Origin of the sequence: Spongisporangium articulatum, assembly GCF_044465595.1 — a bacterium.
Taxonomy (GTDB): Bacteria; Actinomycetota; Actinomycetes; order Actinomycetales; family Kineosporiaceae; genus Spongisporangium; species Spongisporangium articulatum.
In genome coordinates this window covers 1,108,392-1,133,897 of sequence record NZ_JBITLV010000001.1, presented here as the reverse complement: position 1 = coordinate 1,133,897, position 25,506 = coordinate 1,108,392, and the positions used below count along the sequence as shown (strand labels likewise).

The following is a 25,506-nucleotide window of genomic DNA, read 5'->3' as shown; positions in this document are numbered from 1 at the left end:
TCAGTCGGTGCGGGCGGCCCGGACGGTCCGCAACCGGCCGGCCTCGATCGCCGGCCACGCCGCGAGCAGCACGGAGGCCAGCAGCGCCGCGGGCACGATGAACGTGGTCGTGACCGGGGGCAGTTGGAAGTCGGGCACGACCCCCACCCCGTTGGTCACCGACCACCAGATCAGCCGTCCCGCACCGAGTCCCAGCGGGAAACCGACGGCCAGCCCGAGAGTGGTGGTGATCAGCACGGCCGTGAGCAGCACCCCCGCCAACTGACCGGCGGTGAACCCGATGGTCCGCAGGACGGCGAAATCACCCACCCCGCGCCGGACAAGCTGGACCGAGGAGTGCGCCAGGGCCGCCAGGCCGATCGAGACGAAGAACAGCCCGAGCCAGATCGGCAGGTCGCCCAACGCCTCCAGGCTCGTGACCTCGGCCGGGACGGACGGGAGGGCGATCTCCCAGTCCCGGGACAGCTCCGCGGCGAACGCGTCGACCGACCGGCCGGGTTTCAGCGCGACGTCGAGCGTGTAGAAGTTGGCGCCCCGGCCCACTTCCTGCAGGCCGCCCGGCGTGAACAGGGCGTTGTCACCGAAGGCCTCGCCGTTGAAGGCGCCGATGCCGATGCCGGTGACCGTGAACCGCTCGGTCCCCGCGCGGGTGCGGACCGACACCGAGTCCCCCACGGCGGTGTCCAGGGCGCGCGCCGCCCGCGGACCGAGGACGAGCTCCGAATCGATCTGCGGGGCACGGCCTTCGACCATCGTCCAGCCGACGTCACCGAGCACGTGCTCGACGGAGTAGGCGCTCAAGTCGCGCCCGCCGACCGAGACCCGGTCGGACACCTCACGGGTCAGGCCGCGCACCCGCGGGTCGACCTTCAGCCCCTCGACGAGGTCGGGCCGCGCGTCCGCGACGTAGAGGTCGGCATTGACCCCCCAGTGCGAGGGCGTGTCCGCGAGATGCCGCATCGAGGTCCACAGCGACGCCGACGCGAGCATCCCCGCCACGGCCACCGTCACGCCGGTGATGGCCGAGAACGAACGCCAGGAGCCGCGACTGCCGAACGCCATCCGCAGCCCGGCCGAGAACACCGGTGAGCGGCTGAGTCTCAGCGCTCGCCGGGGTGAGCGGATCGCCGTCCGGCTGGAGATCGCCCGGGCCGCGCTGACGCCGCTGGTCAGCAGCACGAGCAGGACGACGGTCACGGCGCCACCCAGCGCGACCGGCCAGTTGGCCGCGTACCCGGGGTACGGCTCCGACGTGCGCAGCGAGCCGAGCGGTTCGATCCACCCGGCCAGCAGCGCGCCCGCGAGGCACACGACGGCACCGGCGGCCGCGCTGATCAGACTGGGGGCCGCGTGCCCGAGAACCCGCTCCCCCGTGGTCAGCCCGAGCACCCGTTCGACCTGTTGGGACTGGACGCCCGAGCTGTGGTGCCGACTGGACGACAGCGCCAGCGCCAGCACCCCGACCAGCGCCGCGACGACGACGAAGCTCAAGGCACCGCCGGTCAGGATGTGCGCGGCGGTGCGCACGGGGGCCGGTTCGCGGGACGAGAACTCCACCTGCACGGGGGTCTTCGCCGCGCCGGTGATGCGCTGCGCGACGGCGGCCGGGCTCACGCCGGGCCGGGTCTGCAGGAACAGCGCGCCGCCCTGGCTCAGGGTCCGCCCGTACCGCTCGTAGAAGGCCGGGCTGGCCATCACCCCGACCCCGTTGGACGCCTTGGGGGTGATCCGGGTCAGCCCGACGACGTGAAAGGTCAGGGTCGGCCCGCGGGGTTCGCCGATGCCCGTCACCCAGTCACCGGCCTGCTCGACGGTGAGGAAGTGCAGCCGGACGACGTCCCCGACGTCCATCCCCATCTGGCGGGCGCCCTCCTCGGCCACCATGATCTCGTCCGTGGAGCGGGGATTCACCGCCCGCCCCTCGACCACGACGGGATTGAAGATGCCGGGGTGGGCGGGCCCGGACAGGACGGCCAGGTAGTTCAGCGCCGGGCCGACGATCTGCCCGACCGCCATGGAGGGTCGCCACTGTCGGGCGATGCCGGGGATGCCCTCCGTGGACGGCACGACGCCGTTGAGCGCCGAGACCCGCAGATCCTCCACCCCCATGGCCGCGCGCAGTCGCGCCTCGGCGGTCGCCGTCCGCCGTTCGACGACCATGGCGCCCGTGGCGACCGCGCCGACGGAACCGGCCAGCAGGCCGAGGACCACGAGGGCGAGCCAGCTGCGCCGCAGCTCGCGGCGTGCGATGGCTCGCACGGCCGGCCAGGCGACGGTCACGGCGTCTCCTCGTCCACCACCGTGACCGGGACCCAACCCTGCACGGTGACCCCCTGCCCCGGCGCGGACTGCCACGCGATCTCGCCGCCCAGGGCACCCACCCGGTCGGACATGTTCTCCAGCCCGTGCCCGTGGGCCACCGTGTCCGGGTCGTAGCCCGGGCCGTCGTCGCTCACGCAGAACTCCAGCCGGCCGTCGGAACCGGTCAGTGCGATCGAGACAGCCGCCCCCGCAGCGTGTTTCGAGGCGTTCTGCAGGGCCTCGAGACAGCAGAAGTAGACGGCTGCCTCCGTCGCGGCGGGGTAGCGGCGGACCGCCGTGGCGTGCAGGTCGATCTGCTGCGGCGAACGCCCGATGACCGAGCGCAGGGCCTCGACGAGCCCGCCGTGGGTGAGCGCCGGCGGGTAGATGCCGTGGGCCAGTTCGCGGACCTCGTCGATCGTGGCCCGCAACTGGTCGCCGAGCTGTTCCAGCAGCTCGTCGGCGATCTCGGGCCCTTCGGTGATCTGGCTGCGGATCAGCCCGATGCTGATCGCCATCGCCACCAGGTGCTGCTGCGCGCCGTCGTGGAGGTTGCGCTCGATCCGGCGGCGCTCGGCGTCGGCCGTCGCCACCAGGCGTCCGCGCGAGGCCTGCAGCGCCTCGTTGGCCCGCTGCAGGTCGCCGAGGGTGCGGCGCAGCGCCGAGTCGAGTTCCAGGTTGCCGAGCACCGCGCCCAGCCGGTGGCCCAGGTCGACGAGCGCCTGGTCCTCCCCGACCGTGAACGGCTCACCCTGCTGCTTCTCCACCACGACGACGCCGAGCAGCTCCCCGAAGTGGGCCGCCGCGACGGAACGCACCTCGGTGGTGCTGCGCCCGGCCGCGAGCTCGGGCACCCACAGTTCGAGCCAGGACGGCCCGGCGATGTCGCTCTGCGACAGCACGTCCCGCTGGATGGCGCTGATCTCGAAGGCGAGCGCACCGCGGTTCGGTGACGACGCGACCCGGCGCAACGCCGTCCCCTCGACCCGCCAGATCTCGGCGGCCCGCATGCCCATCGTGCGCCGCAGCGAGTCCGCCAGGTCGAGCAGGTCGTCCTCGCCGGCCCCACGGCTCGACCGCTCCGCGAAGTTCCGGACGACGCCCTCGGGTCGGCCGCGGCGCGTCCGGCCCAGCGCGGCCACGGTCTTGCCCGTGGTGGGCAGCAGGCCGGCGAACAGCGCCGCCGCCAGGGCGGCGCCCAGCAGGGCCGGGAGCACGACGTCCCGCTCGTGGGCCCGGGGCAGGCGGCCGACCACCAGCACGGCGACCAGGCAGCCGAGCAGCAGGACGCCGGTCAGCAGACCCACGTAGGCGGCTGCGACGACCGCGGCCCCCGAGCGGCGCCGACCCAGCGGCGAGGCACCGAGCACGGCGGCGGCCGCGACGACCAGCCCGGCGAAGGAGGAGGCCCACCCCCAGGGGATGTCGCCCGCCGCCAGCACGTCCACCGCACCGGTCAGGGCGAGCCCGCAGAGGCCCACGACCGCACCGGCCGCGCCGAACCAGGCGGCCCGCCGGGCCGGGTGTTCACGTCTCATGCCGCCGAACCCTCGCGGCGGGCTACGTCCCCGCGGGCGGTGATGCGGCCGTCGGACATCGTCAGGACGCGGTCGGCCGCGGCCGCCACGTCGTGGTTGTGGGTGACCAGCAGGATCGTCTGCCCGCGCGCGTGCAGCCTGCTCAGCAGCTCCACGATCTCGGCGCCCCCGCGGCTGTCGAGCGCGCCGGTCGGCTCGTCGGCCAGCAGCACGGTCGGCTGGTTGGCCAGTGCCCGCGCGATGGCCAGCCGCTGCCGCTGGCCGCCGGACAGGGTGGGCGGCGTGTTCGCGGCCTTGTCGAGCAGGCCCAGCAGGTCGAGCAGTTCGGCCGCCCGGGCCCCCGCCTCGCGCTTGGAGGCCCCGGCCACCATGGCGGCCAGGGCGACGTTCTCCTGCGCGGTCATGTCGTCGATCAAGTTGAAGAACTGGAACACGATGCCCACGTGCCGGCGGCGCAGGTGGGTGCGCTCCTTCTCGGTCAGGCCCGACAGCGCCCGGCCCATCAGCCAGACCTCGCCGTCGTCCGCCTCCTCGAGCCCGGCCAGGATGTTCAGCAGGGTCGACTTCCCGGTCCCGGACGGCCCCATCAGCGCGACGAACTCGCCCGGGGCGAGCGTGAGGTCGGCCCCGCGCAGGGCCTGGACGGGCGCGACGTCCGGGTCGTAGGTCTTGCGCAGCCCGTGGGCCACCAGCACGGCGTCCGGCTGCTCCTGCGGCGGGGTGACGGGCGCGAGGGCAGGCTCGGGTGAGGACACACCAGCCATTGAAGCAACCGGACGGGCGTCCCACAGGTGCATCAGCACCTCGGCTCGTGGGGGTGGTAGCCCACCCCGGCTCGGCAGCTCAGCGTGGGCACTGTGAGACGCCCGGTGATGGCCGCGGACCTCACCTCGGAGCTGCTCTTGTCAGCAGCAGTGGCCCGTCCGAAGGATCGCGGCCCGAGGGGAACCCCGCGAAGACACACGAGCAGAGGGGGATGGGTGCGTCCTGCGGCAGGGTGGACGGAACTGGGCGAGCAGGTGGCCGGGGCCAGGAGCCGGGCCGGCCTGAGCCAGCACGAACTGGCCCTGCGCGCGGGACTCAGTGTCCGGGCACTGCGCAACATCGAGCGGTCGCGGGTGACCCGTCCGCATCCGCACACGGTGGCCCGGTTGAGCGCGGTGCTGGACCTGCAACCGATCTCCCGTGCCGACACCGGGCGACTCGCCGCCCGCCCTGAGGGCCAGGACCCGGTCGGCCTGGGGGTGCTCGGGCCGGTGGTGCTCACGGACCACGGCCGCCGCCGAGGCCTGCCGTCGGCCGCCCTCCGCGCGGTGACGGCGATCCTCGTCCTGCGCCGCGGGAACACCGTGACCGTGGACGATCTCGTCGACCACCTGTGGGAGCAGCGCCCGCCCCGGACCTGCCGCGCCCTGGTCCAGGGTCACGTCGCCCGATTGCGGGCCCTCCTGCCCGAGGCCGCGGCGGTGCAGCTCAGCGGGGACGGGTACCTGCTCGACGAGGCGGTTCCGACCGACCTCGCCCAGTGGGAGGAGCGGATGGCGGCCGCCGCCCGCGCCCTCGCCGGGCAGGACTGGTTCGCGGCGACCGAGAGCCTCAGCGCCGCCCTGCAGCTCTGGGAGGGGCCGGTCGCCGCCGACGGTGGACCGGCGGTCCGGGCCCGCGCCGAGGTCTCCGCCCTGGAACACCTCCGGGCGAATGCGGCCTGCGACCTCGCGGACGCCGCCCTGGCCGCGGGTCGGGCGGGCGAGGTCCTGCACCAGGTGATGGCCGTGCACGCGGTGGAGCCCTACGACGAACCGCTCGCCGCGGCGCTCACCCGGCTCCTGCTCGGCACGGGACGCCGGGCTCAGGCGCACGCCGTCCTGGAGCGGATGCGTCGGCGCCTGGACACCGAGCTGGGCCTGCCGTTGGGGCCCGAACTGCGAGCGGCGGCCCGCGGGCTCGCGGAGGAGCACGAGGATGACCCCGAACCCCGGCCGGGACGGGCCGGGGAGCCGACGGCCCGGGTCCGCGCCCCCGCCCACCGGGTGATCGGTCGACAGCGGGAGCTCGAGGTGCTCGACGCGGTGGCGCCGGGCGGAAGTCACCCGATGCGGACGGTCGCGGTCAGCGGACCGCCGGGGATCGGGAAGTCGGCCCTCGTCCTCGACTGGGCCAGCCGGCGCCGGGCGCTCTTCCCTGACGCGCAGATCTACGCCGACCTGCAGACCCATGCCCCGCACGGCACACCCGTGGCCGCGGTGGACGTCCTGCGGCTGGCTCTGATCGGGCTGGGCCTGGCCCCCGGGCGGCTGCCCGACTCCCGGGCCGAGCTGTCCGCCCTGTGGGCGCACAGAGTCGCCGGTCGACGAGCTCTCCTGATTCTCGACGACGTCGAAAGTTACGATCAGGTGAGGGATCTCGTGCCGACCGGCGACTCGAGCCTGCTCCTGGTCGTCGGGCGGCGGCAGCTGCTCGACCTGGTCGCGGGCGCGGGAGCTCACCCGCTCCTGCTGGGCCCGCTGAGTCAACCGGCCGCTCGGCAGGTGGTCCAGGAGCGGATCGGTCGCGTCACCGCGGTGGAGCGACCGGCCCTGGACCGGGTGGTGCGAGCCGCCGGCGGAACGCCGGCCCTGGCCCACCAGGTCGCAGCCCACGCCGCGCTCAGTCCGGGGGTGCCGCTGACCCGCCTGGCCGACCGGCTGCTCGAGCGGGACCGGCTGCGGGCCGACGCGCTGGGCACCGAACTGCGCGACTCGGTGTGCGCCTCGCTGAGGGCCCTCTCTGCGCCCGCGCGGGCGTTGCTGCGGGAGCTGGGACGCGGCCGGCCGGGCACCATCCCCGAGGGTGGCGCCCGGGCCTGGGAGGAACTCCAGCGGGCCAGCCTCGCGGTCCAGGTCGGCGACGGCCGGATCGTGGTGCCGGAGCTGGTCAGGCTGCTGGCCTGACCAGCCCCGGGCCACGTCGCCGCCCGAGGCGGACGACGAGCGCGTCAGGAGACGCGCAGCGTGCAGGTGACGTAGCCGGTGCGGTTGATCTCGCCCCAGTTGTTGGCGATCTCGGGGTACCGGCCCCCCGACCAGGACCAGTCCTTGTGGCTGTGCCCACCGATGCTGTAGTTCGACGTGGACAGGGGGATGCCGACCTGCGGGCTGCCCGACCAGCGCAGCGTGCAGGCCGTCTTCATGTTGTCGGCGCCGACCGTGCCGTTGTAGACGTGCCCCTGGAAGAACGTGTTCCCGCTGGGCTCGAACTTGTAGTACACGCTGCTGGCGTACCAGTCGGAGTTGCCCATCTTGGCGACCGAGAACTGGGCGCCGTTGTAGGTCGTACCGCCCGTCGTCCAGGTGGCGCTCGGCGCGTAGAGGGCGTTCGCCGACCACTGGGTGGCGGCCAGGGCCGGCGACGCCGCCCCGAGCAGGGCGAAAGCTGCCACCGCCGTGGCGATCCTGGCGCGACGACGGATCCGGGAGGGCTTGCGGCCGGCGGTGCCGGCGGCGATGTTGAGGGACATCCGGGTTCTCCTCGATGACGGCGGCTGAGCCGCGCGGTGCCCGTCAGGGCGTGACATACCGAAGAGAACCCGGCCCCGCCCGCTCCCGGCCGGTGTCGGCGCGGCAGCCTCGAGGCCGGAAAGTGCCGGTCCGAGTGCCGCCCGAACGGCGACCGCAGGGAGGCGAGATCGACTGTCGGGCGGGCCTGAACGGAGGCTTCTCCCCGGCCACCGGCTCCCGGCGGACGTCCATCGGCAGGCGCAGGCCGCGCTGGGGCGCTGCTCGCCGGGACAGAGCGGGCGGCACTGTGCCGGGTCCGCTGAGCGGGCGGCCGCCCCTAGAGTGAAGGACATGGGGGACACGAGGCGGGCCCGTCTGCGCCGGCCGATGGTGGCGGGCGCGCTTCTGCTGACGGCGGCGTGCAGTGCCGGACCGGGGGCGGCGACGACCTCTCCGTCGGCCCGGCCGTCCCCCGCGGCGGGCGCCTCCCCCTTCGCGACCCCGTCCGCGCAGGACGGCCAGGGTTGCCGCTACGTGCGGGAACGGCTCGCGGTCCCGGCCCGGTTCCCACATGCGTCACCGGAGGGCGGCGACGGCGGCGAGTGGATCGCCGGCACGGTGGACGACACGACCGACGACGCGGGCGACTGGTACCCGGCGGTCTGGCACCGGGGCCGGGTCCAGGTCCTACGGACCCCGGGCGGACGGCGGGGCAGGGGGGTCGACGTGAACTCGGCCGGCGTCGTCGTCGGTCAGGTCCGCAACCCGGACCTGAAGTTCGACCACGCCTACCTCTGGCGTGACGGTCGCCCGGTACGGCTGCAGGGCCGCGGCAAGCCGGTGGCGATCAACGACTCGGGGCTCGTCGTGGGCACGGCCCGGGTCGACGGCCACCGTCGGGCGGTCTACTGGCGGGTCGACGACCCCGGCACCCGCCACGTCGTCCCCGGCCCGGACGCCGACGTCACGGTGCGCGGGGTGGACGACTCCGGCCGCATCGTCGCGACCGCCTCCGCTCCGGTGGACGTCGAGCCGGGCCGGTACGCGCTGATCGGCACGGTCGAGGGTCTGCGCCGATGGCCGGGGATGCCGACGGTGGGCCGGTCCGAACCGTACGAGGTGCGCGGCCGCTACGTGGTGGGCCACGGCAGCTACCCCGGGCACCCGTCGCCCGACTCCACCGGCACCTGGTTGTGGGACGGCGTCACCTTCGCGGCCCTCCCGGCCGGGGTCGACGGCTGGCGCGTGAACGCACACGGCCTGGTCGCGGGCACCGAGGACTACTCCGAGTTCGCCGTGGTCGTCGAGCCCGGGACGAACCGCGTGGTCGAGTTGCCGCTGGACGAGGCGCGGTGGACGGCCTACGTGTCGACGGTCCTGGACGACGGCTCGGTCGTGGGCGGCGTCCGCGGCTGGGATTCGGACGACAAGAGCACCGGCGTGCAGTGGCGCCGGACCTGCTGAGCGGGGACCTGGCTCCCGGGCCGATCAGGCCAGCGGCAACGACGGCCGCCGGCTGACCTCGCCGTAGCCCGTCGTGCGCTGCCGGGCCGGGCGGCCCATGCCGTGGGCGATCGACTCCAGCTCCTCGACCGACTTCAGCGAGCCGTGCATGGACCCGGCCATCCGGCTGATGGTCTCCTCCATCAGCGTGCCGCCCAGGTCGTTGGCGCCGGCGCGCAGCATGGCCTGGGTGCCGGCGTCGCCGAGCTTGACCCACGAGGTCTGCACGTTGTCGATCAGGCCGTGCAGCAGCAGCCGCGCGAGCGCGTGCACCACCAGGTTGTCGCGCATCGTGGGGCCGGGCCGGGCCACCCCGGCCAGGTAGATCGGCGCGTTGTGGTGCACGAAGGGCAGGGCCACGAACTCGGTGAAGGCCGCGTTCCCGTACTCCAGCGACGCCCGCTGGATGTCCTTGAGCAGCAACAGGTGTCGCACCCAGTGCGTCGGGTTGTCGACGTGCCCGTACATCATGGTCGAGCTGGTCGGCAGGCCCACCTGGTGCGCGGTCGAGATGACCTCGACCCACGACGAGGTCGGCAGCTTGCCCTTGGTCAGCACCCACCGGACGTCGTCGTCGAGGATCTCCGCGGCCGTGCCGGGCAGCGAGTTGAGCCCGGCGTCCTTGGCCGCGGCCAGCCACTCGCGGATCGGCAGCCCGGTACGGGTCGAGCCGTTCAGCACCTCCATCGGCGAGAACGCGTGGATGTGCATCTGCGGCACCCGTTCCCGCACGGCGCGGGCGATGTCGAAGTACGCGTTGGCCGGCAGGTGCGGGTCGATGCCGCCCTGCATGCAGACCTCGGTGGCCCCGACGTTCCAGGCCTGCTCGGCCCGATCGGCGACCTCGTCGAGCGACAGCGTGAACGCGTCGTCGTCCTTGCGGCGCTGGGCGAACGCGCAGAACCGACAGCCGGTGTAGCAGACGTTGGTGAAGTTGATGTTCCGGTTCACCACGTAGGTGACGGTGTCGCCGACCACGTCACGGCGCAGGTCGTCGGCGATCCGGGTCAGCTCGGTGACCGCCGGGCCCTCCGCGAAGACCAGGGCCAGGGCGTGCTCCTCGGTCAGTGCGGCGGGGTCGGAGGCGGCCACCCGCAACGCCGCGGCCACCTCGGAGTCGAGCCGCGCGACGTCCGGCCGCGAACCGGTCGCGGGCACGGACGTTTGGGACGCCTTGTCCCGCAACGACTCCCAGTCGCCGTACACCTCGTCGAAGTCGCCGCGGCGGTCGGACGTGCGCCCGGTCGTGTCGATCGACTCGTGCAGGTCGATCCGGCCGGACGACCCCCACTCCGGGTCGGGTTCCTGCCACGGACGACCCTTCGCCTGCCCAGCGGGATCGGCGAGCCCGGACGGCTCGGCCAGCGCGCGCACGTGCCCGAGAACCCGCGGGTCGAGCCAGGGTTCGCCCGCCTGCACGTACTCGGGGTGGACGGTGAGCCGCTCGGTCAGGTCGAACCCGGCCTCCTTCGACCACAGCGCGAGGTCGTCGAGGTGCGGCCACGGCCGTTCGGGGTTGACGTGGTCGGGGGTGAGCGGCGAGACGCCGCCCCAGTCGTCGGCCCCGGCGGCCAGCAACCGGGCCAGCTCGGTGGGCGCCGACAGGTTCGGCGGCACCTGGATGCGCATCCGCGGCCCGAGCACGAGCCGCGCGGTCGCCACCGCGGCGAGGTACTCGTCGGGCTCGACGTCGGGCGTGCCCCGCATCGCCGTGGCCGGCTTGGCCCGGAAGTTCTGCACGATGACTTCCTGCACGTGCCCGTACTCGCGGGACAGCCGGCGCAGCTCGTGCAGCGAGTCCGCCCGCTCCTCGAGCGTCTCCCCGATACCGATCAGCAGGCCGGTGGTGAAGGGCAGGTTCAGGCGCCCGGCGTCCTCGATCACGCGCACCCGCACGGCCGGGTCCTTGTCGGGCGAGCCGTAGTGGGCCAGACCCTGGGTCTCGTACAGCCGCCGCGACGTCGTCTCGAGCATCATCCCGGCCGACGGCGAGACGGGCTTGATCCGGACCAGTTCCTCCCAGCTCATGACGCCCGGGTTGAGGTGCGGCAGCAGCCCCGTGGTCTCCAGCACCTGGACGGCGAGCGAGCGCACGTAGCCCAGCGTGGAGTCGTAACCGGCCTCCTCCAGCCAGGCGGCGGCCTCGGGCCAGCGGTCCTCCGGCCGGTCGCCGAGGGTGAAGAGGACCTCCTTGCAGCCCAGCGCGGCGCCCTGGCGGGCGATCCGCAGCACCTCGTCGGGGCTGAGGAAGGGCGCCTCACCGGCCCGGGCCAGCTGGCTGGGGGTCTTCACGAAGGTGCAGTAGTGGCAGCGGTCCCGGCACAACCGGGTGACCGGCACGAAGACTTTCTTCGAGTAGGTGACGACGCCCTCGCGCCCGGCGCTGGCCAGCCCGGCGTCGCGGACCGCGCCGGCGGCGTCCATCAGGCGCAGCAGGTCGTCGCCGCGGGCGGCGAGCAGTACCTCGGTCTCCGCCCGGTCGAGCGTGACACCGTCCGCGGCCCGGCGCAGGGCACGGCGCATCGCCGACGCGGTCGGCGGCACGTCCTCTGGGTTCGAGTTCGTCACGATGGTGACGAACCTACGCGCGCATCGTTTCCATTCCACGTCGGGGTTCGCCCGACGACCTCCGCGCGGCTCAGCCGGGGTAGGCGAGCTTCAGCGTGTACCGGCCCGAACCCTTCACGACCGACACCCGCCACTGGTACCTCCCGGCCGCGCCGGTGTAGCCGACGGACTCCGTGGAGGTCCGGCCGTCACCCCGGGCGACCTTGCTCCAGCGGCCCTTCGCGTACCGGTACAGGTCGAGGTTGAAGTCGGCCTTGCGCGGGCCGGTCAGACAGCCGTAGTGCGTCCCACGACTGGTCGTCCGGTAGCTCTTGCTGGCGACGACCCCACCCCCGTTCGCCCGGGCGTGCACGGTGACGTCGTCGGCCGAGGCGCTGCGCAGGGCCCGGCAGTAGGCGCGACCCGACTTCGGCGGCGGGGTGGTCGACGGCGGCGGGGTGGTCGACGGCGGCGGGGTGGCGCCGGAACCGGCCGGGCCGGCGGCCGGGGCCGCGCTCGTGGGGGCCGCGGTGGTGGCACCGTCCCCGGCGTTCGCGCCGGCCCCGCCGGTCAGGAAGAGCAGCTTGTTCGGGGTACCCGCGGGGACGCCGGACAGCGCGCCGGTGGTCGCCGCACCCAGCAGTGCGTCGGCGACCCGGGCGGGCGTCGCGGTGGGATCGGCCTGCAGGTACAGGGCGGCGGCGCCGGTCACGTGCGGCGTGGCCATCGACGTGCCGCTGTAGTAGGCGGTCGCGGTGTCGGAGCTGCTGACCGTGGACAGGATGCCCTGGCCCGGGGCGAACAGGTCGACGCAGGAGCCGTAGTTGCTGAAACCGGCCACCCGGTCGGAGTCGGTCGAGGCGGCCACCGTCAGGGCGTCGGGCAGCCGGGCCGGCGACTCGTCGCAGGCGTCCTCGGTCGAGTTGCCGGCGGCCGTGGCGTAGGTGACGCCGGAGTCGATCGAGGCCTGGACGGCGTGGTCGAGGGCCGAGTAGGCCGGGCCGCCGAGGCTCATGTTGGCCACGCTCGGGCCGCTGTGGTGGGCGGTCACCCAGTTCACGCCGGCGATCACGCCGGAGGTGGTGCCCGAGCCGTTGCAGTCCAGCACGCGCACCGGGACGAGGTTCACGGCGGGCGCGACGCCGTACTTGGTGGAGCCGATCGTCCCGGCGACGTGGGTGCCGTGACCGTTGCAGTCGCCCGTGCCGAGCCCGTCGTTGATCGCGGTGTAGCCGGGGCCGACCCGGCCGCCGAACCCGTCGTGGGTCGCGCGGACCCCGGTGTCGATGACGAAGGCCGTGACGCCGCTGCCGTCGCCCGCGCTGACGATCCGGCCGTTGGTGCCCTGGCGCTGGTCGATCCGGTCCTGACCCCAGGAGTAGGCGGCCCGGTCGCCCTCGATCGAGATCGTGCGGTCGGCCTCGACGAAGGCCACAGCCGGGTCGCGGCGGACCTCGGCGAGCTCGGGGCCGGACAGCTGGGCCGCATACCCGTGGATGGTGCTGGCGTACTGCCGGGTGACGTCGGCACCGGCGTCCCGGGCCCGCTCGACGGCCGCGTTCAGCGCGGCCGGGGCGTCGCTGCCGCCCGCGGCGGCGGTCTTCAGCACGACGACGTAGCGGTCGGGGAGGACGCCCGGCTCGCCCGTGCTGCGCAGCGGGGCCGGGGTGGACGACGGGAGCCCGGTCGCGGGGAGGGGCTCGGCCAGTGCGGGCGCGCCGAGGCCGATCCCGAGCACCACGGCGAGTGCTGCGCCCGCGAGCGTTCTCACGGGGAGGCTGGAGCGGCCCATGCGATCCTTCCGTGGTCGCCTTGTCGCCGACATGCCGCGGTCCTGCAGCGCGTCGCTATCCGTTACCAAGACCTTACGGATAGCAATCACTCGATTAGAGGGGCCAAGCGGGTGGCATCACCGGCCACCAAGCCAAAACTTTTCCAACAATCGATGGAACCCCTAGGGTTGATCTCGTAGCGCAGGCAGCGACGACGACGTCGAGCGAGCGACACGGGAGCGACAGCATGACCGCACTGGCCGGGAACGACGTGTTCAGCCCGAGCACGCCCTACGAGCAGCGGACGGTGCGCTCCGCCGACGGCACCGCCATCAATGTCGAGCTGTACGGCAACCCCGAGGGCCCCACCGTCGTGCTCGTGCACGGCTGGACCTGCAACATCTCCTTCTGGGTGCTCCAGATCAAGGCGCTCGCCCCCGACCACCGCGTCGTCACCTACGACCAGCGCGGCCACGGCGCCAGTGCCGAGCCCGGCCCGGCCGGCTTCTCCCCCGCGGGCCTCGCCGACGACCTCTCCGCCGTGCTCGACGACGTGCTGGACGACGGGGAGCGGGCCGTGCTCGGGGGGCACAGCATGGGCGCGATGACCATGATCGCCTTCGCCGGCCGGCACGCCGAGCAGCTGCGCCGCCAGGTCGCGGCCGGGGTCATGGCCAGCACGGGGATGAACGAGCTGATGCCGCGCAGCACGATCGTGCCGATGCCGCAGGTCGTGGCCAAGCGGGTCATTCCGCTGTCCACCTTCGTGATCGGGCAGCCGCAGCGCGGCGTCAACGGCATGTCGAAGGCCGTGCTGAAGTACGCCTCGCTGTCCCGGACGGCCGACCCGGCCCAGGTCGAGTTCTGCGCCCGCGTCGTGCAGGACTGCTCGCCCCGGACCCGGCGCGAGTTCGCCCGGATGTTCTCCCGGATGGACCTGAGCGGTGACATCGCCGAGTTCAGCGCTCCGACCGTGGTGATCGCCGGGGCCCGGGACAAGCTCACCCCGGTCTGGCACACCCGGCGGCTGGCCGCCCAGCTGCCGAACCTGGTCGACTCGGTCGAACTGCCGCACGACGGGCACATGACGCCCATCCAGTCGCCCGAGGAGGTCAGCGGCGCCCTGCGCACCATGGTCCGCAAGCACCTGAACCGCACGGTCTCCGTGGTCGAGGCCGCGCCGGTGGTCGACGTCACGGCCGCTCCGACGAGCGCCGCCGAGCCGTCTGCCTCATCCTCGGAGAATGGCTGAACCCCCGTACGACGTAGTTATCCTCGGGACCGGTTCGGCCGGTAAACCCCTGGCCGGTGAGCTGACCCGCGCGGGCCGCTCGGTCGTGGTGGTCGAGCAGCACCTCGTCGGTGGCGAATGTCCCTATCTGGCCTGCATTCCCAGCAAGGCCATGCTCATCTCCGGCCGGGAGCACCTGCGCGCCGGTGGCCGGCCCGGCACGCCCGACCCCGAGGCGTTCGCCGCGGCGGTCGCCGTCAGGGACAAGGTGGCCCATCACCAGGACGACTCCGGGGCCGAGAAGCACATGCAGGAGGAGGGTTCCACCCTCCTGCGGGGCCGGGGGCGAGTGCTGGGCCGGGCCGGTGACGCCGCGGGGCCCGGCGCCGGCTGGCGGGTCGAGGTGGCTCTCACGGCCGGGGGGGCGACCGAGGTGACCGCCACGAACCTGGTGCTGGCCACCGGGACGCGGGCCGTCGTGCCGCCCGTCGAGGGACTCTCGCAGGCCCCGACCTGGACCAGCGACCAGGCCCTGACCAGCCCCGAACTGCCGCGCCGCCTGGCCGTTCTCGGCGGCGGGGCCGTCGGTACCGAACTGGCCCAGGTGTACGCGAGCTTCGGGTCGGGCGTGACCCTCGTCGAGTCGGCCCCCGGGCTGCTGCCCCGCGAGTCGGGCTGGGTCGGCCAGGCCGTCGCGTCCGCGCTGCGCGACCTCGGGGTCGACGTACGTGTGGGCCGGTCGCTGGAGCGGGTCACCACGGCCGACGGGGTGGCCACCCTGCACCTGGACGACGGCAGCACGGTCGAGGTCGACCGGATCCTGCTCGGGGTGGGCCGGAAACCGCGCCTGGACGCCGGGCTCGAGGCCATCGGGCTCGACCCGGAGTCGCTCGACGGCCCGGTCCCGGTCGACGCGCGGCTCCGGGTCATCGTCGAGGACCGGCCCCTGGACGACGTTTTCGCGATCGGGGACGTCACCGGCGTGGCGCCGTACACGCACACCGCCAACTACCAGGCCCGGACCCTCGGCGCGCACCTGACCGGCTCCGGCCTCGACGCCGACTACACAGGCATCCCCCGCGTGGTCTACACCGAGCCCGCCGTGCTGTGCGCGGGCCTCACCCCGGCCGAGGCCGCCGATCGTGGGATCGCCTTCGAGACGGCCACTTTCGACGCCCGGCAGACCTCACGATCGGGTGTTCAGCGCACCGCCGACAGCTACCCGTTCGAGAGGTCCGAACCGGCCGGGGTGGAGCTGGTCGCCGACGCGCACACCGGCGTCCTGATCGGCGCGAGCGCGGTCGGCCCGGAAGCCGACTCGTGGGGTGCGGAGCTGGCACTGGCCGTGCGCACCCGCACGACCGTGCACACTCTGGCGCAGGCCCTGCACGCCTTCCCGTCGTGGACCGAGGCCATTCACCCACCCGCGCGCGAGCTCGCGATGCGCTGCGGCCGGTCGTGATCATGGAAGGTTCTACTCCGAGGCGCCCCGGGCGCCGAAAGTAGAACTTTCCATGATCACGACCACCTCTGCTAGGCAGAGGGCGGCAGCAGCCGCGGCACGACCTTCCCGACCGTGTTGCGGGGCAGCGCGTCGAGGAACACCACGTCCCGCGGCACGGAGAACCGGGCCAGCTTCTGGCGGACGATGTTCTTCACCCCGTCGACGTCGAGCGTCGAGCCCTCGGTCGTGACCACGTAGGCCGCGAGCCGCTGGCCCATGTCGGCGTCGGGGACGCCGACGACGACGGCCTCGGTGATGTCGGGGTGCGCGACGAGCAGCTCCTCGACCTCGATCGGGTAGACGTTCTCGCCGCCGCTGATCACCATGTCGTCGTCGCGGCCCATGACCATGAGCAGGCCGTTCTCGTCGATCATGCCCTTGTCGCCGGTGGACAGCAGGCCGTTGGCGCGCGCCTTGTCGTTGCCGTTCGTGTAGCCCTCGAACGTCATCTCGTTGCCGACGTAGATGGTGCCCACGTCACCGAGCTTGACCGGGCGGCCCTTCTCGTTGAGCAGCGCCAGGCGGGTACCGATCGGCGGGCGCCCGGCGGTGCCGGGGGCCAGCCGCAGGTCCTGCGGGTTGGCGATGGTCGCCCAGCTGACCTCGGTCGCGCCGTAGATGTTGTAGAGCACGTCGCCGAAGGTGTCCTGGAACCGGATGCTCAGGTCCTTCGAGACGGCCGCGCTGGAGCAGGCCACGACCTTCAGGGAGGACAGGTCGTACTTGCGCTGCACCTCGGCCGGCAGGTCGACCATGCGCTGCGCCATCACCGGGACGACGATCGCGCTGGTGCACTTGTGCTCCTCGATCGCCGCGAGGATGGTCTCGGCGTCGGGCTTGCGGCGCAGCACGATGGTGCTGCCCAGGGCGGGCGCGAGCTGCAGCATGCCGAAGCCCCAGGTGTGGAACACCGGCGGGGCGATGAGCATGCGCTCCTTGGGCCGGAAGTTCAGCCGGGAGAGGATCGACGCGGCGGCCGAGAGTCCCTTGGGCGCACCACGCTTCGCGCCCTTGGGGGTACCCGTGGTGCCGGACGTCAGGATGACGATGCGGCCGGGCTTCTCCGGCGGGTCGAGCTCGGGGTGGCTGGACAGCGCCAGCTGGTCGAGGCTCGTGTCCGCCACCACGCTGCCGTCGCCGGGGTGCCCGACGATGACGAGCATGTCCTCCGGCACCTCCTGCAGGCTCTCGCTGAGGTCGGCGTCGACGATGATCGCCTTCGGCGCCTCGCGCTTGAGCACCTCAGTGATCTGCCCGGGCGACAGGAACGTCGACAGCAGCACCGCGTCGGCGCCCGCCCGCGACGCCGCGACCAGCGTCTCCACCGCGTAGATGGAGTTGCGCTGCAGCATCGCGATGCCGCCCTCGGGCCCGATGCCCAGGTCGGCGAAGCCCGCCGCCAGGCGCCGGACCCGCGCGTCGAGCTCGCCGTAGGTGACGGCCCGCTCGTCATCGATGATGCCGCCGCCGTGCGGGTCACGCGCCGCCGCCGCCGCGAAGCTGCCGGCCAGGGAGGGACCGAACTTGGCGAGCGCGCCGAGGCGCTTCACCACCCGGTCGGGGCGGCCCGGCGACAGCACGCCGCCGCGGACGAGGATGCCCAGCTCCTTGACCTTGCTCCCCTCGACGTTGATCACCGAGCGGGGTCGTCGGGACTTGCCTGCCGTGCCCGCACCGCTGTTCGCCATGAGCGTCCTTGCCTCTCTAGCGCCTACTGTCTCCCGAGCCTGTGACGACTCGCTGCCTACTTGAGTTCCTGCGAGGTCTTGCCGAGGAGCCGGCGAGCCACGATCAGGAGCTGGATCTGCTGGGTGCCCTCGAAGATGTCCAGGATCTTCGCGTCGCGAGCCCACTTTTCCAGCAATTCACCCTCTCCGTAACCCACGCTCCCGGCCAGGGCCACGCACTTCAGGGCGATCTCGACCGCGGAACGCCCCGCCTTGGCCTTGGCCATCGAGGCCTCGAGCGAGTTCGGCTTGGTGTTGTCGGCCATCCAGGCGGCCCGCAGCGTGAGCAGGTAGGCCGCCTCGTAGTCGGCCTCGGCCTCGATGAACGCGGCGGCCGCGGCAGACTGGGCGATGATCGGCTTGTCGTAGTCGACCTCGATGCCGGCCTCGGCGAGCAGCTCGCGGGTGCGCTCCAGCGCGGCCCGGGCCACACCCACGGCCATGCCGGCCACCAGCGGGCGGGTGTTGTCGAAGGTCTGCATGACCCCGGCGAAGCCGCCCTCGGGCTTGATCTCCGGGTCGCCGAGGAGGTTCTCCTTGGGCACCCGGACGTCGGTCAGCGTGAAGGCGGCCGTGTCGGAGGCCCGGATGCCGAGCTTCTCCTCCAGGCGGGCCAGCTCGAAGCCGGGCGTGCCCTTCTCCACGATGAACGACTTGATCGCGGCCCGGCCGAGGCTGCGGTCGAGCGTCGCCCAGACGACCACGGCGTCGGCCCGCGAGCCGGACGTCACGTAGATCTTCTCGCCGTTGAGCACGTACTCGTCGCCGTCGAGGCGCGCGGTCGTGCGGATCGAGGCGGAGTCCGAGCCGGTCTCCGGTTCGGTGATGGCCATGGCGGCCCACATGTGGCCGAACCGGGCCAGCTGCTCGTCGTTGGCCACCGACGCGATGGCCGAGTTGCCGAGGCCCTGGCGGGGCATGCTCAGCAGCAGGCCGACGTCACCCCAGCAGAGCTCCATGATCGACAGCACCGTGGAGAGGTTGCTGCCGTTCTTGACCTCACCCTTGCCCTTCTTGGGCGCCGACTCGTCGCGCCGGACGCCGGCCGCGCCCGCGTTGGCGGTCGGGTCACCGGCCTCCATGCCCTCGATGACGGCGGCGAGCATGTCGAGCTGCTTGGGGTAGGCGTGCTCCTCCTGGTCGTAGTGCCGGCTGTTGGGCCGGAACACCTCGGAGGCGACGCTGTGCGCCTGGGCGACGAGCGCCTTGAACTTCTTCGGCTGTTCGAGATTGATCGCCATCAGACCAGCACCACGCCTTCCATCAGGCCGATCGCCCGCAGGTCGCGGTACCAGCGCTCCACCGGGTGTTCCTTCACGTAGCCGTGCCCGCCGAGCAGCTGCACCCCGGCGCTGCCGATGAACATGCCCTTGTCGGACGCCAGCCGCCGGGCCAGCGCCACCTCGCGGGCGAAGCTCAGGCCCTGCTCCGCGCGGGAGGCCGCGCGGTAGGTGACCAGGCGGGCGCCGTCCAGCTCGATCGCCATGTCGGCGACGGTGAAGGCCACCGCCTGCCGGTGGCTGATCGGCTCACCGAACGCCTCGCGGTCGTTGACGTAGGGGATGACGTAGTCGACGACGGCCTGCCCGACGCCCAGCGCGAGCGCCGCCCAGCCGAGCCGCCCGAGCCGCACGCACTCCGTGTAGGTGGAGGCGCCGTTCTCGTCGGTGGTCGGGATCATCGCGTCGCCGGGCACGGAGACCTTGTCCAGCAGCAGCCGGCCCATGCCCGCGGCCCGCAACCCCATCGCGGGCTCGGACTCGACGGTCAGCCCGGCCGAACCGGACTCGACCACGAACAGTGCCGGACCGCTGCCCGGCACCTGTGCGGCGACCAGGAACAACTCGGCGGTCGAGGCCTGCGGGACCAGCGACTTCACACCGGACAGCGTGTAGCCGCCGCCCGGCGCCGGGGTGGCCACGGTCTGCAGCGCCCCGGGGTCGAAGCCGGCCCGCGGCTCGAGCAGCGTCAGCGCGGCGGCCGGCGGGGCGTCGCCGACCAGGGCGGGCAGGTAGGTGTCCTGCTGGGCGGCGGTGCCCCACAGCGACAGCGCGCTGCTGACGGCGGCCGGGGCCAGGCAGGAGACCGCGATGCCCAGGTCGCCGTGGGCCAGGGCCTCGGCGACCAGCACGTTCGTGACGGCGGTGCGCTCGCTGGAGAGCCCGCCGACCTCCTCCGGCACGCCGACCTGGGTGATGCCGAGCTCGGCCGCGGTGGCCAGCACGTCGGCCGGGGCCGCGCACGCGGCGTCGGCCTCGGCCGCGACCGGCCGGACCTTCTCGGACGCGAACTCGCGCACCACCTCGACCAGCATCTGCTGGTCCTCGGTCGGGGTGAGGTCGAAGAGCCCGGCGGACGACGGGCGGCCCGGGCGGGCGGGCTTGCTGCGGTTGCCGCTGCGGGCGAACACACGGGAGGCCGCGGTCACCGTCTGGAAGCCCGTCTTGGTCGCGGTGTAGATCACGCGTTCCGTGGGCTTGCGCAGGTTGAACCGATCGAGCGCGGGCGAAGACGCCAACCGGTTCACGGCCGCCAGGCCGAACCGGATCGGGTCGAACTTCGCGCGCGGACGCGCGGTGGAACTCATCTGACCTCCTACAGGGCACCGGGGACCGGTGCGGTGCGAGCCCCCTGACGGCCTCTCCGAACGGTGAGGCACGCTGTACCGACGACCAGGCAGCGCCCAGCCAAGGGTCAGACCGGGCCGCCGATGGCCTCGGCACGATATTACTGCTGAGTACAAGGTGGAAACAGGGTCTGGAGAGACCCACGAACGGAGCAAAGGTCCCTGACATGCGGGTTGTAGTGCTGGCAGGAGGTGATCCAGGTCACGTCTTCCCCGCCGCAGGTCTGACCCGCGCCCTCGTGGAGCGCGGACACGAGGCCCTCTTCTGCACCGGCGGGCACTGGATGGAGGCGCTCGAACGTTCCGGCATCCCGGGCCGCGCGATGCCGCACCCGCCCCCGAATCCCGAGCCCGACGCCGTCCGCCGGCTCAAGCAGACCTCCCGCCGGTTGGCCCCGCGCATCGCCGAGACCCTCGAGGACTTCAAACCCGACCTCTTGGTCTCGGACGTGATGACGCCGTCCGGCGGCTTGGCCGCCGCGCTGCTCGGCGTCCCGTGGATCGAGTTCGTGCCGCACCCCGTGCAGGACCCGACGCCCCTGCTGCCGCCGTCCGGCTCCGGGTTCGCCCCGGCCCGCGGCCCGCTCGGCCGGGCCCGGGACCGCCGGTTCTTCCGATACACCGGGGCGCAGTGGGAGAAGGGGCGCGAGGGCCGCCGCCGGGACATCGCACGCCTCGAGCTCGACGCCGGACGCGCCGCGCTGGCCGGCGACGGCAGCCCCCTGACCCGGATCTTCGCCGCCCTCCCGGCCCTGGAGGAGACCCGCCCCGACTGGCCCGCCGACGCGCACCTGGTCGGGCCGATCGAATGGGACCCGGCCGCCGTCGACCTGGAACCCCCGCCCGGCGACGGCCCCCTGGTCCTGCTGTCGGCGACCACCGTCACGGGTGCGGTGACCGGCCTGGCCGCGGCCGCCGTCCACGGGCTCGACGGTCTGCGGATCGACGGGCACCAGGTCCGCCTGGCCTGGACCGTGCTGGCCCCGCCCGAGACCGGGCTGCCCGACTGGGTCCGGGCGGGCCCGGGCCGGCAGGAGCCGCTGATCGAGCAGGCGTCGCTGGTGATCTGCGGCGGCGGGCACGGCATCCTCGCGAAGGCACTGTCGCGCGGCGTCCCCGTGGTGACGGTGCCCGGCGGTGGCGAGCAGCGCGAGAACGCCGACCGGGTCAAGCGGTCCGGGCTGGGCGAGCGCATCCTGCCGTTCATGCTCACGCCCGCCCGGATGCGACGGAAGGTCCGGCGGGTCCTGGAGGACCCCCGCTACCGGGCCCGGGCGGAGGTCTGCCGGCCGGAACCGGGCTCCCGGGGCAGCGGTGACCTGGCCGTCGACGTGATCGAGCGGACCATGGCCCGGTTCACAGCGGGATAGACGCGTCCTCGGGCGGGGCCGGGTCGGCGCTCGCTAGGGTTGTCGCGCATGGGAGGCCATCAGGTGCGGCGTGCGGTGCTGATCACCGCCACCGAGCCGGAACCACGCCGGTACGGCAAGCAGGTCGTGCTGGGCGGCATCCTCGACCACCTGGTCTCCCGCCTCGGGCCCGAGAACGTGCACCTGGTGCTGCTCGGCGACCCGGCCCTCGACCGCCCCGCCGTGCCCTACCGGCAGCACGTGGTCGGCAAACCGGGCACGGTCGGGCAGGCGCTGTCGGTGCTGAAGGGCGTCGTCCTGCCGCCGCGCGGCGCGGGCTACCGGCGCCCGCTGCAGGAGGCCGCCCTGAACTCCGCGGCGGTCGGTGAGGCGGTGCGCGGCGCGCTGCGTTCGATCGACGCCGACCTCGAGATCTGGGACACGGTGCGCACCGGGCAGTACGCGCCCTCGACCCCACGGCGCACGTCGCCGCCCGTGCGACGGTTGCTGTACGCCGACGACCTGTTCTCCGAGCGGTACGCCGCGATGCTGGCCGACACCGACTCCGGCAACCCGGGGGGCGAGTTCCAGAAGCTGCTGCCCGGCCCGGCCCGCAAGGTGCTGGCCGACCCGCGCGTCTACCGGCCGCTGCTGCGGCTGGAACGGGACCTGGTCGCCGCGTCCGAGGAACGGCAGCCGGCCTGGTTCGACGCCACCTATCTGATCAGCGACGAGGAGACCGGGCGGCTGCGGCGCCGGGTGCAGAACCAGCACCCACGCCCGGTGGTCGACACGCTGCCACCGATGTTGAAGGACCGCGGCCGGCTGAGGCGGGCCCCGCAGTTCGACCCGCCGGAGTTCAGTTTCATCGGGGGCTTCGACTACGCGCCGAACCTGGACGGGCTCGACTGGTTCCTGACCCACGCCCGCGCGGCCGTGGACGCCGCGGTGCCCGGCGCGGTGATCAACGTGATCGGCGCCGGCACGGACGCCGGGCTGCCCTCGGGCGCCGCCTGGGGCGGGCGGGTCCGGTTCCTGGGCTGGGTCGACGACCTGGACGCCGTGCTCGGGCGGAGCGCCGGCCTGCTGTCCCCGCTGCGCAGCGGCAGCGGCGTGAAGATCAAGGTTCTGGAGGCCCTGGCCCGCGGGCTGCCCGTGGTGGCCACGCCGTCGGGGGTGCAGGGCATCGCGGCGTCGGAGGAGACCGGCTGCCTGCTCGGTACCACCCCGGCCGAACTGGCCGCCGGGATGGCGCGGCTGGCCGACCCGGCGACCAACGACCAGCTGTCCAAGGCCGCCCGCCAGGCCTGGGACGAGCGCTACGCGCCCCCCGTCGTCCAGCGTCGCTACGACGAGATCTTCGGCACGTCGTGACTTGGGAGGAGGCGCCCCTGGCGCCGACGGCGCAGAAACCTCGACCCGACGCCCGTTGAGCGGTCGACCCACCTGCACCAGGGTCGAGGTTTCTGCATGATCACGACCAAAGAGAACGCACTGCCGGATACATGGCCACGAGCTCGGAGACCGTGCGGCTCACGTACCCCCGCTCGGCCATCCCGGCGACGATCCGACCGGTCGCGTCGCCCCGGTCCAGGCCCTCGGCACCCACGCCGTCGCCGGATGAGTCGTGCAGCAGGACGACGGCCCCCGGGTGCAGGGCGCCCAGCGCCCGGGGCGCGATCACCGAGGCGGGCACGCCCTCCCAGTCGCGCGCCCACGCCGTCCAGATCACGACGTCCAGCCCGAGCGCGCGCACCCCGCGCGCGGTGCGCAGCCGCTGCGCGCCGTAGGTCGGGCGGAACAGCGTCACCGGGGCACCGAGGACCTGCTCCAGCCGGTCCCGGCCCTCGGCGACCAGCGCGAGGGCCCGCGGCACCGGCACCTCCGTGAGCCGCGCGTGGTCGATCCCGTGCAGGGCGACCTCATGCCCCTCGGCGACCGTGCGGGCGATCAGCCGCGGGTGCCGCTCGGCCCGTTCGGCCAGCACGAAGAACGTGGCCCGGGCCCCGGCGGCCGCGAGCGCGTCGAGCACCGCGGGCGTGTGCACCGGGTCGGGGCCGTCGTCGTAGGTCAGGGCCACCACGTTCTCGGCCGTGGCGACGCAGACGAGGCTGCTCCACGGGTCGAGGGCCCGCCGCAACGGGCCGACGGGCAGCCGGCGGACCGGGCGGGCGCCGTCCTCGAAGGCACTCACGAAGCCCCGGCGGGCGAGCACGGCGGCTTCGGGTGCGACGAGACTCACGTCCCGACCATAGGGCCGGGCGTGCTCAGCTGTGCGGTTCCGGCCCCCAGGTCGCCCCGACGGGTGTGAGATGGTCTGCGAATCGCAGCCGGTACAGCAGTCAGCACAGGAAGAGGGTCGGGACAGGTGTCCACTCAGCGAGTCGGGATCGTCGGCGGAGGCATTCTCGGGCTGGCCATCGGTCGCCGGATCACCGAGCTGTTCCCCGACACCGAGGTCACCGTCCTCGAGAAGGAGGGGGCCCTCGCCCAGCACCAGACCGGCCACAACAGCGGCGTCGTGCACGCGGGCCTCTACTACGCGCCGGGCTCGCTGAAGGCGACGCTGTGCCGCCGCGGGGTCGACCTGCTGAAGGAGTACACCCAGGAGAAGGGCCTGCCGTACGAGGAGTGCGGCAAGCTCGTGATCGCGGTCGACGACTCGGAACGCGGTGCGCTGGAGAACATCTGGAACCGGGCGAGCGAGAACGGCGTCCCGGGGATCGTCAAGATGGACGCCGCGCAGCTGCGCGAGGTCGAGCCGCACGCGGCCGGGGTGGCCGCCATCCACTCGCCGTTCACGGCGATCACCGACTACGTCGCCGTGTCCCAGGCCTACGCCGAGGACATCGTGAAGGCAGGCGGGACGATCCACCTGAACTTCCCGGTCGACGGCATCAACCAGACCGCCACCGGCGTCGAGGTCAGCTCGGGGCAGCAGCGGCTGACCTTCGACCGGCTCGTGCTGTGCGCCGGGCTGCAGTCCGACACCGTGGCCCGCTGGGCGGGGGACGACGCCGGCCCCGCCATCGTGCCCTTCCGCGGGGAGTACTTCCGGCTGACGCCGGAGGCCACGGGCCTCTGCAAGGGCCTGATCTACCCCGTCCCGGACCCGAACTACCCGTTCCTGGGCGTGCACTTCACCAAGCGGGTGGGCGGGGCGGTGGACGTCGGCCCGAACGCCGTGCTGGCCTTCGCCCGCGAGGGGTACACCCGCGGGAAGATCAGGCCGCGCGAGCTGGCCCAGGCCCTGGCGTGGCCGGGCTTCCGCAAGCTGGCCGCCAAGCACTGGAAGATGGGCATCGAGGAGATGGCCGGCTCGGTCAGCAAGCGCCTCTACCTCAAGCGGGCGCAGGCCTACGTGCCCGAGGTCAAGGCCGCCGACCTGGTGCCGGCCCCGGCCGGGGTGCGGGCCCAGGCGCTCGACCGCGACGGCAGCCTGGTCGACGACTTCCGCATCTCCGTGCTCGACCGGGTAACGGCTGTGCGCAACGCGCCCTCCCCGGCGGCCACGTCGTCGCTGGCGATCGCCGAGTACGTCACCGAGCAGATGCGGGACCAGTTCGTCGGCTGACCAGGTCGGCCGACCAGCCCGGCGGGTCGTTGCGGTCTCACCCACAGCCGCCCCCCAGGCATCAGGAGTTGTCCCCCGACCGGTGGACGGGCGACCGGACATCTCCCCCGAACGGACAAAATCATGCCCGTCCGGGCTTCGGGGGTAACGACTCCTTCGGTGGCATCGATATGTTTTCCGTGGGCTAAGCAGCCCATTACGGAAGTGCAAGCTGGGCTAACGATCCGTTACGGGACTCGCCAACAAGGTGGTCGGTGGGTATCCCCACAGTTACGTCTTGTGGATTCTTTAGCGGGTCGGTCCGACAGGCACCTACTGTGGGCGACGACCGCGACGGGGAGCGGTCCTGAAGGCGTAT

Annotated in this window: 17 protein-coding genes; 7 read left to right on the top strand and 10 right to left on the bottom strand. The window is 73.3% G+C overall.

What is annotated here, in order from left to right:
* Genes ACIB24_RS05315 through ACIB24_RS05305 form a run of 3 tightly spaced genes read right to left on the bottom strand, consistent with a single transcriptional unit; the run spans window position 1 to window position 4,603 of the window.
* Window positions 1-2,280 carry an ABC transporter permease gene (locus tag ACIB24_RS05315; protein WP_398276183.1) on the bottom strand — a complete coding sequence of 760 codons (2,280 nt, stop codon included), beginning with the start codon at window positions 2,278-2,280 and terminating at the stop codon, window positions 1-3.
* The gene (locus ACIB24_RS05310) at window positions 2,277-3,839 is read right to left on the bottom strand and encodes a sensor histidine kinase (RefSeq protein WP_398276180.1); all 1,563 of its coding nucleotides are present in this window, start codon (window positions 3,837-3,839) and stop codon (window positions 2,277-2,279) included. Before ACIB24_RS05310 ends, ACIB24_RS05315 begins: the two co-directional genes overlap by 4 nt.
* Window positions 3,836-4,603, bottom strand: coding sequence for an ABC transporter ATP-binding protein (locus tag ACIB24_RS05305; protein WP_398276177.1), 768 nt, complete (start codon window positions 4,601-4,603; stop codon window positions 3,836-3,838). Before ACIB24_RS05305 ends, ACIB24_RS05310 begins: the two co-directional genes overlap by 4 nt.
* A 216-nt stretch (window positions 4,604-4,819) precedes the next feature.
* On the opposite strand from ACIB24_RS05305, the gene ACIB24_RS05300 reads away from it, so the two are divergent.
* Complete coding sequence (locus tag ACIB24_RS05300) at window positions 4,820-6,769, top strand: BTAD domain-containing putative transcriptional regulator (protein ID WP_398276174.1); 1,950 nt, start codon at window positions 4,820-4,822, stop codon at window positions 6,767-6,769.
* A 44-nt stretch (window positions 6,770-6,813) separates the two neighbouring features.
* Here ACIB24_RS05300 and ACIB24_RS05295 read toward each other — a convergent pair whose 3' ends face one another.
* Entirely contained in the window at window positions 6,814-7,335 is a 522-nt protein-coding gene (locus ACIB24_RS05295; protein WP_398276171.1) for a hypothetical protein, read from the bottom strand.
* A 331-nt stretch (window positions 7,336-7,666) separates the two neighbouring features.
* On the opposite strand from ACIB24_RS05295, the gene ACIB24_RS05290 reads away from it, so the two are divergent.
* Window positions 7,667-8,779 (top strand): hypothetical protein, encoded by a 1,113-nt coding sequence (locus ACIB24_RS05290; RefSeq protein WP_398276168.1) that lies wholly within the window; start codon window positions 7,667-7,669, stop codon window positions 8,777-8,779.
* Between the two features lie 24 nt (window positions 8,780-8,803).
* Here the strand turns inward: ACIB24_RS05290 and ACIB24_RS05285 are convergent, their stop codons facing one another.
* A complete protein-coding gene (locus tag ACIB24_RS05285; protein ID WP_398276165.1) occupies window positions 8,804-11,362 on the bottom strand; it encodes a bifunctional FO biosynthesis protein CofGH in 2,559 nt (852 codons plus the stop codon).
* Window positions 11,363-11,456: 94 nt separating this feature from the next.
* Window positions 11,457-13,136, bottom strand: coding sequence for a S8 family peptidase (locus tag ACIB24_RS05280; RefSeq protein ID WP_398276162.1), 1,680 nt, complete (start codon window positions 13,134-13,136; stop codon window positions 11,457-11,459).
* 248 nt (window positions 13,137-13,384) lie between these two features.
* Here ACIB24_RS05280 and ACIB24_RS05275 point away from each other — a divergent pair, with 248 nt between their 5' ends.
* Together ACIB24_RS05275 and ACIB24_RS05270 are read left to right on the top strand one after the other, a co-directional pair.
* On the top strand, window positions 13,385-14,389 hold the full coding sequence (locus tag ACIB24_RS05275; RefSeq protein ID WP_398276160.1) for an alpha/beta fold hydrolase: 1,005 nt from the start codon (window positions 13,385-13,387) through the stop codon (window positions 14,387-14,389).
* Window positions 14,382-15,830: a dihydrolipoyl dehydrogenase family protein gene (locus tag ACIB24_RS05270; RefSeq protein ID WP_398276157.1), complete on the top strand. Its 1,449-nt coding sequence runs from the start codon at window positions 14,382-14,384 to the stop codon at window positions 15,828-15,830. Before ACIB24_RS05275 ends, ACIB24_RS05270 begins: the two co-directional genes overlap by 8 nt.
* 71 nt (window positions 15,831-15,901) lie before the next feature.
* On the opposite strand, the gene ACIB24_RS05265 is transcribed toward ACIB24_RS05270, so the two are convergent.
* Genes ACIB24_RS05265 through ACIB24_RS05255 form a run of 3 tightly spaced genes read right to left on the bottom strand, consistent with a single transcriptional unit; the run spans window position 15,902 to window position 20,186 of the window.
* On the bottom strand, window positions 15,902-17,560 hold the full coding sequence (locus tag ACIB24_RS05265; RefSeq protein WP_398276154.1) for an AMP-binding protein: 1,659 nt from the start codon (window positions 17,558-17,560) through the stop codon (window positions 15,902-15,904).
* A 56-nt stretch (window positions 17,561-17,616) separates the two neighbouring features.
* Window positions 17,617-18,840 carry an acyl-CoA dehydrogenase family protein gene (locus tag ACIB24_RS05260; protein ID WP_398276151.1) on the bottom strand — a complete coding sequence of 408 codons (1,224 nt, stop codon included), beginning with the start codon at window positions 18,838-18,840 and terminating at the stop codon, window positions 17,617-17,619.
* Window positions 18,840-20,186, bottom strand: coding sequence for an acyl-CoA dehydrogenase family protein (locus ACIB24_RS05255; RefSeq protein WP_398276148.1), 1,347 nt, complete (start codon window positions 20,184-20,186; stop codon window positions 18,840-18,842). The genes ACIB24_RS05260 and ACIB24_RS05255 overlap by 1 nt, the downstream gene beginning before the upstream one ends.
* A 206-nt stretch (window positions 20,187-20,392) precedes the next feature.
* Between ACIB24_RS05255 and ACIB24_RS05250 the strand changes: the two genes are divergently transcribed.
* Both ACIB24_RS05250 and ACIB24_RS05245 read left to right on the top strand, forming a co-directional pair.
* Complete coding sequence (locus ACIB24_RS05250) at window positions 20,393-21,595, top strand: glycosyltransferase (RefSeq protein ID WP_398276145.1); 1,203 nt, start codon at window positions 20,393-20,395, stop codon at window positions 21,593-21,595.
* 48 nt (window positions 21,596-21,643) lie between these two features.
* Entirely contained in the window at window positions 21,644-22,948 is a 1,305-nt protein-coding gene (locus ACIB24_RS05245; protein ID WP_398276142.1) for a glycosyltransferase family 4 protein, read from the top strand.
* Between the two features lie 100 nt (window positions 22,949-23,048).
* On the opposite strand, the gene ACIB24_RS05240 is transcribed toward ACIB24_RS05245, so the two are convergent.
* Complete coding sequence (locus tag ACIB24_RS05240) at window positions 23,049-23,816, bottom strand: polysaccharide deacetylase family protein (protein ID WP_398276140.1); 768 nt, start codon at window positions 23,814-23,816, stop codon at window positions 23,049-23,051.
* Between the two features lie 126 nt (window positions 23,817-23,942).
* Between ACIB24_RS05240 and lhgO the strand changes: the two genes are divergently transcribed.
* Window positions 23,943-25,148: an L-2-hydroxyglutarate oxidase gene (gene lhgO, locus ACIB24_RS05235; RefSeq protein WP_398276137.1), complete on the top strand. Its 1,206-nt coding sequence runs from the start codon at window positions 23,943-23,945 to the stop codon at window positions 25,146-25,148.
* The last annotated feature ends 358 nt before the right edge of the window (window positions 25,149-25,506 follow it).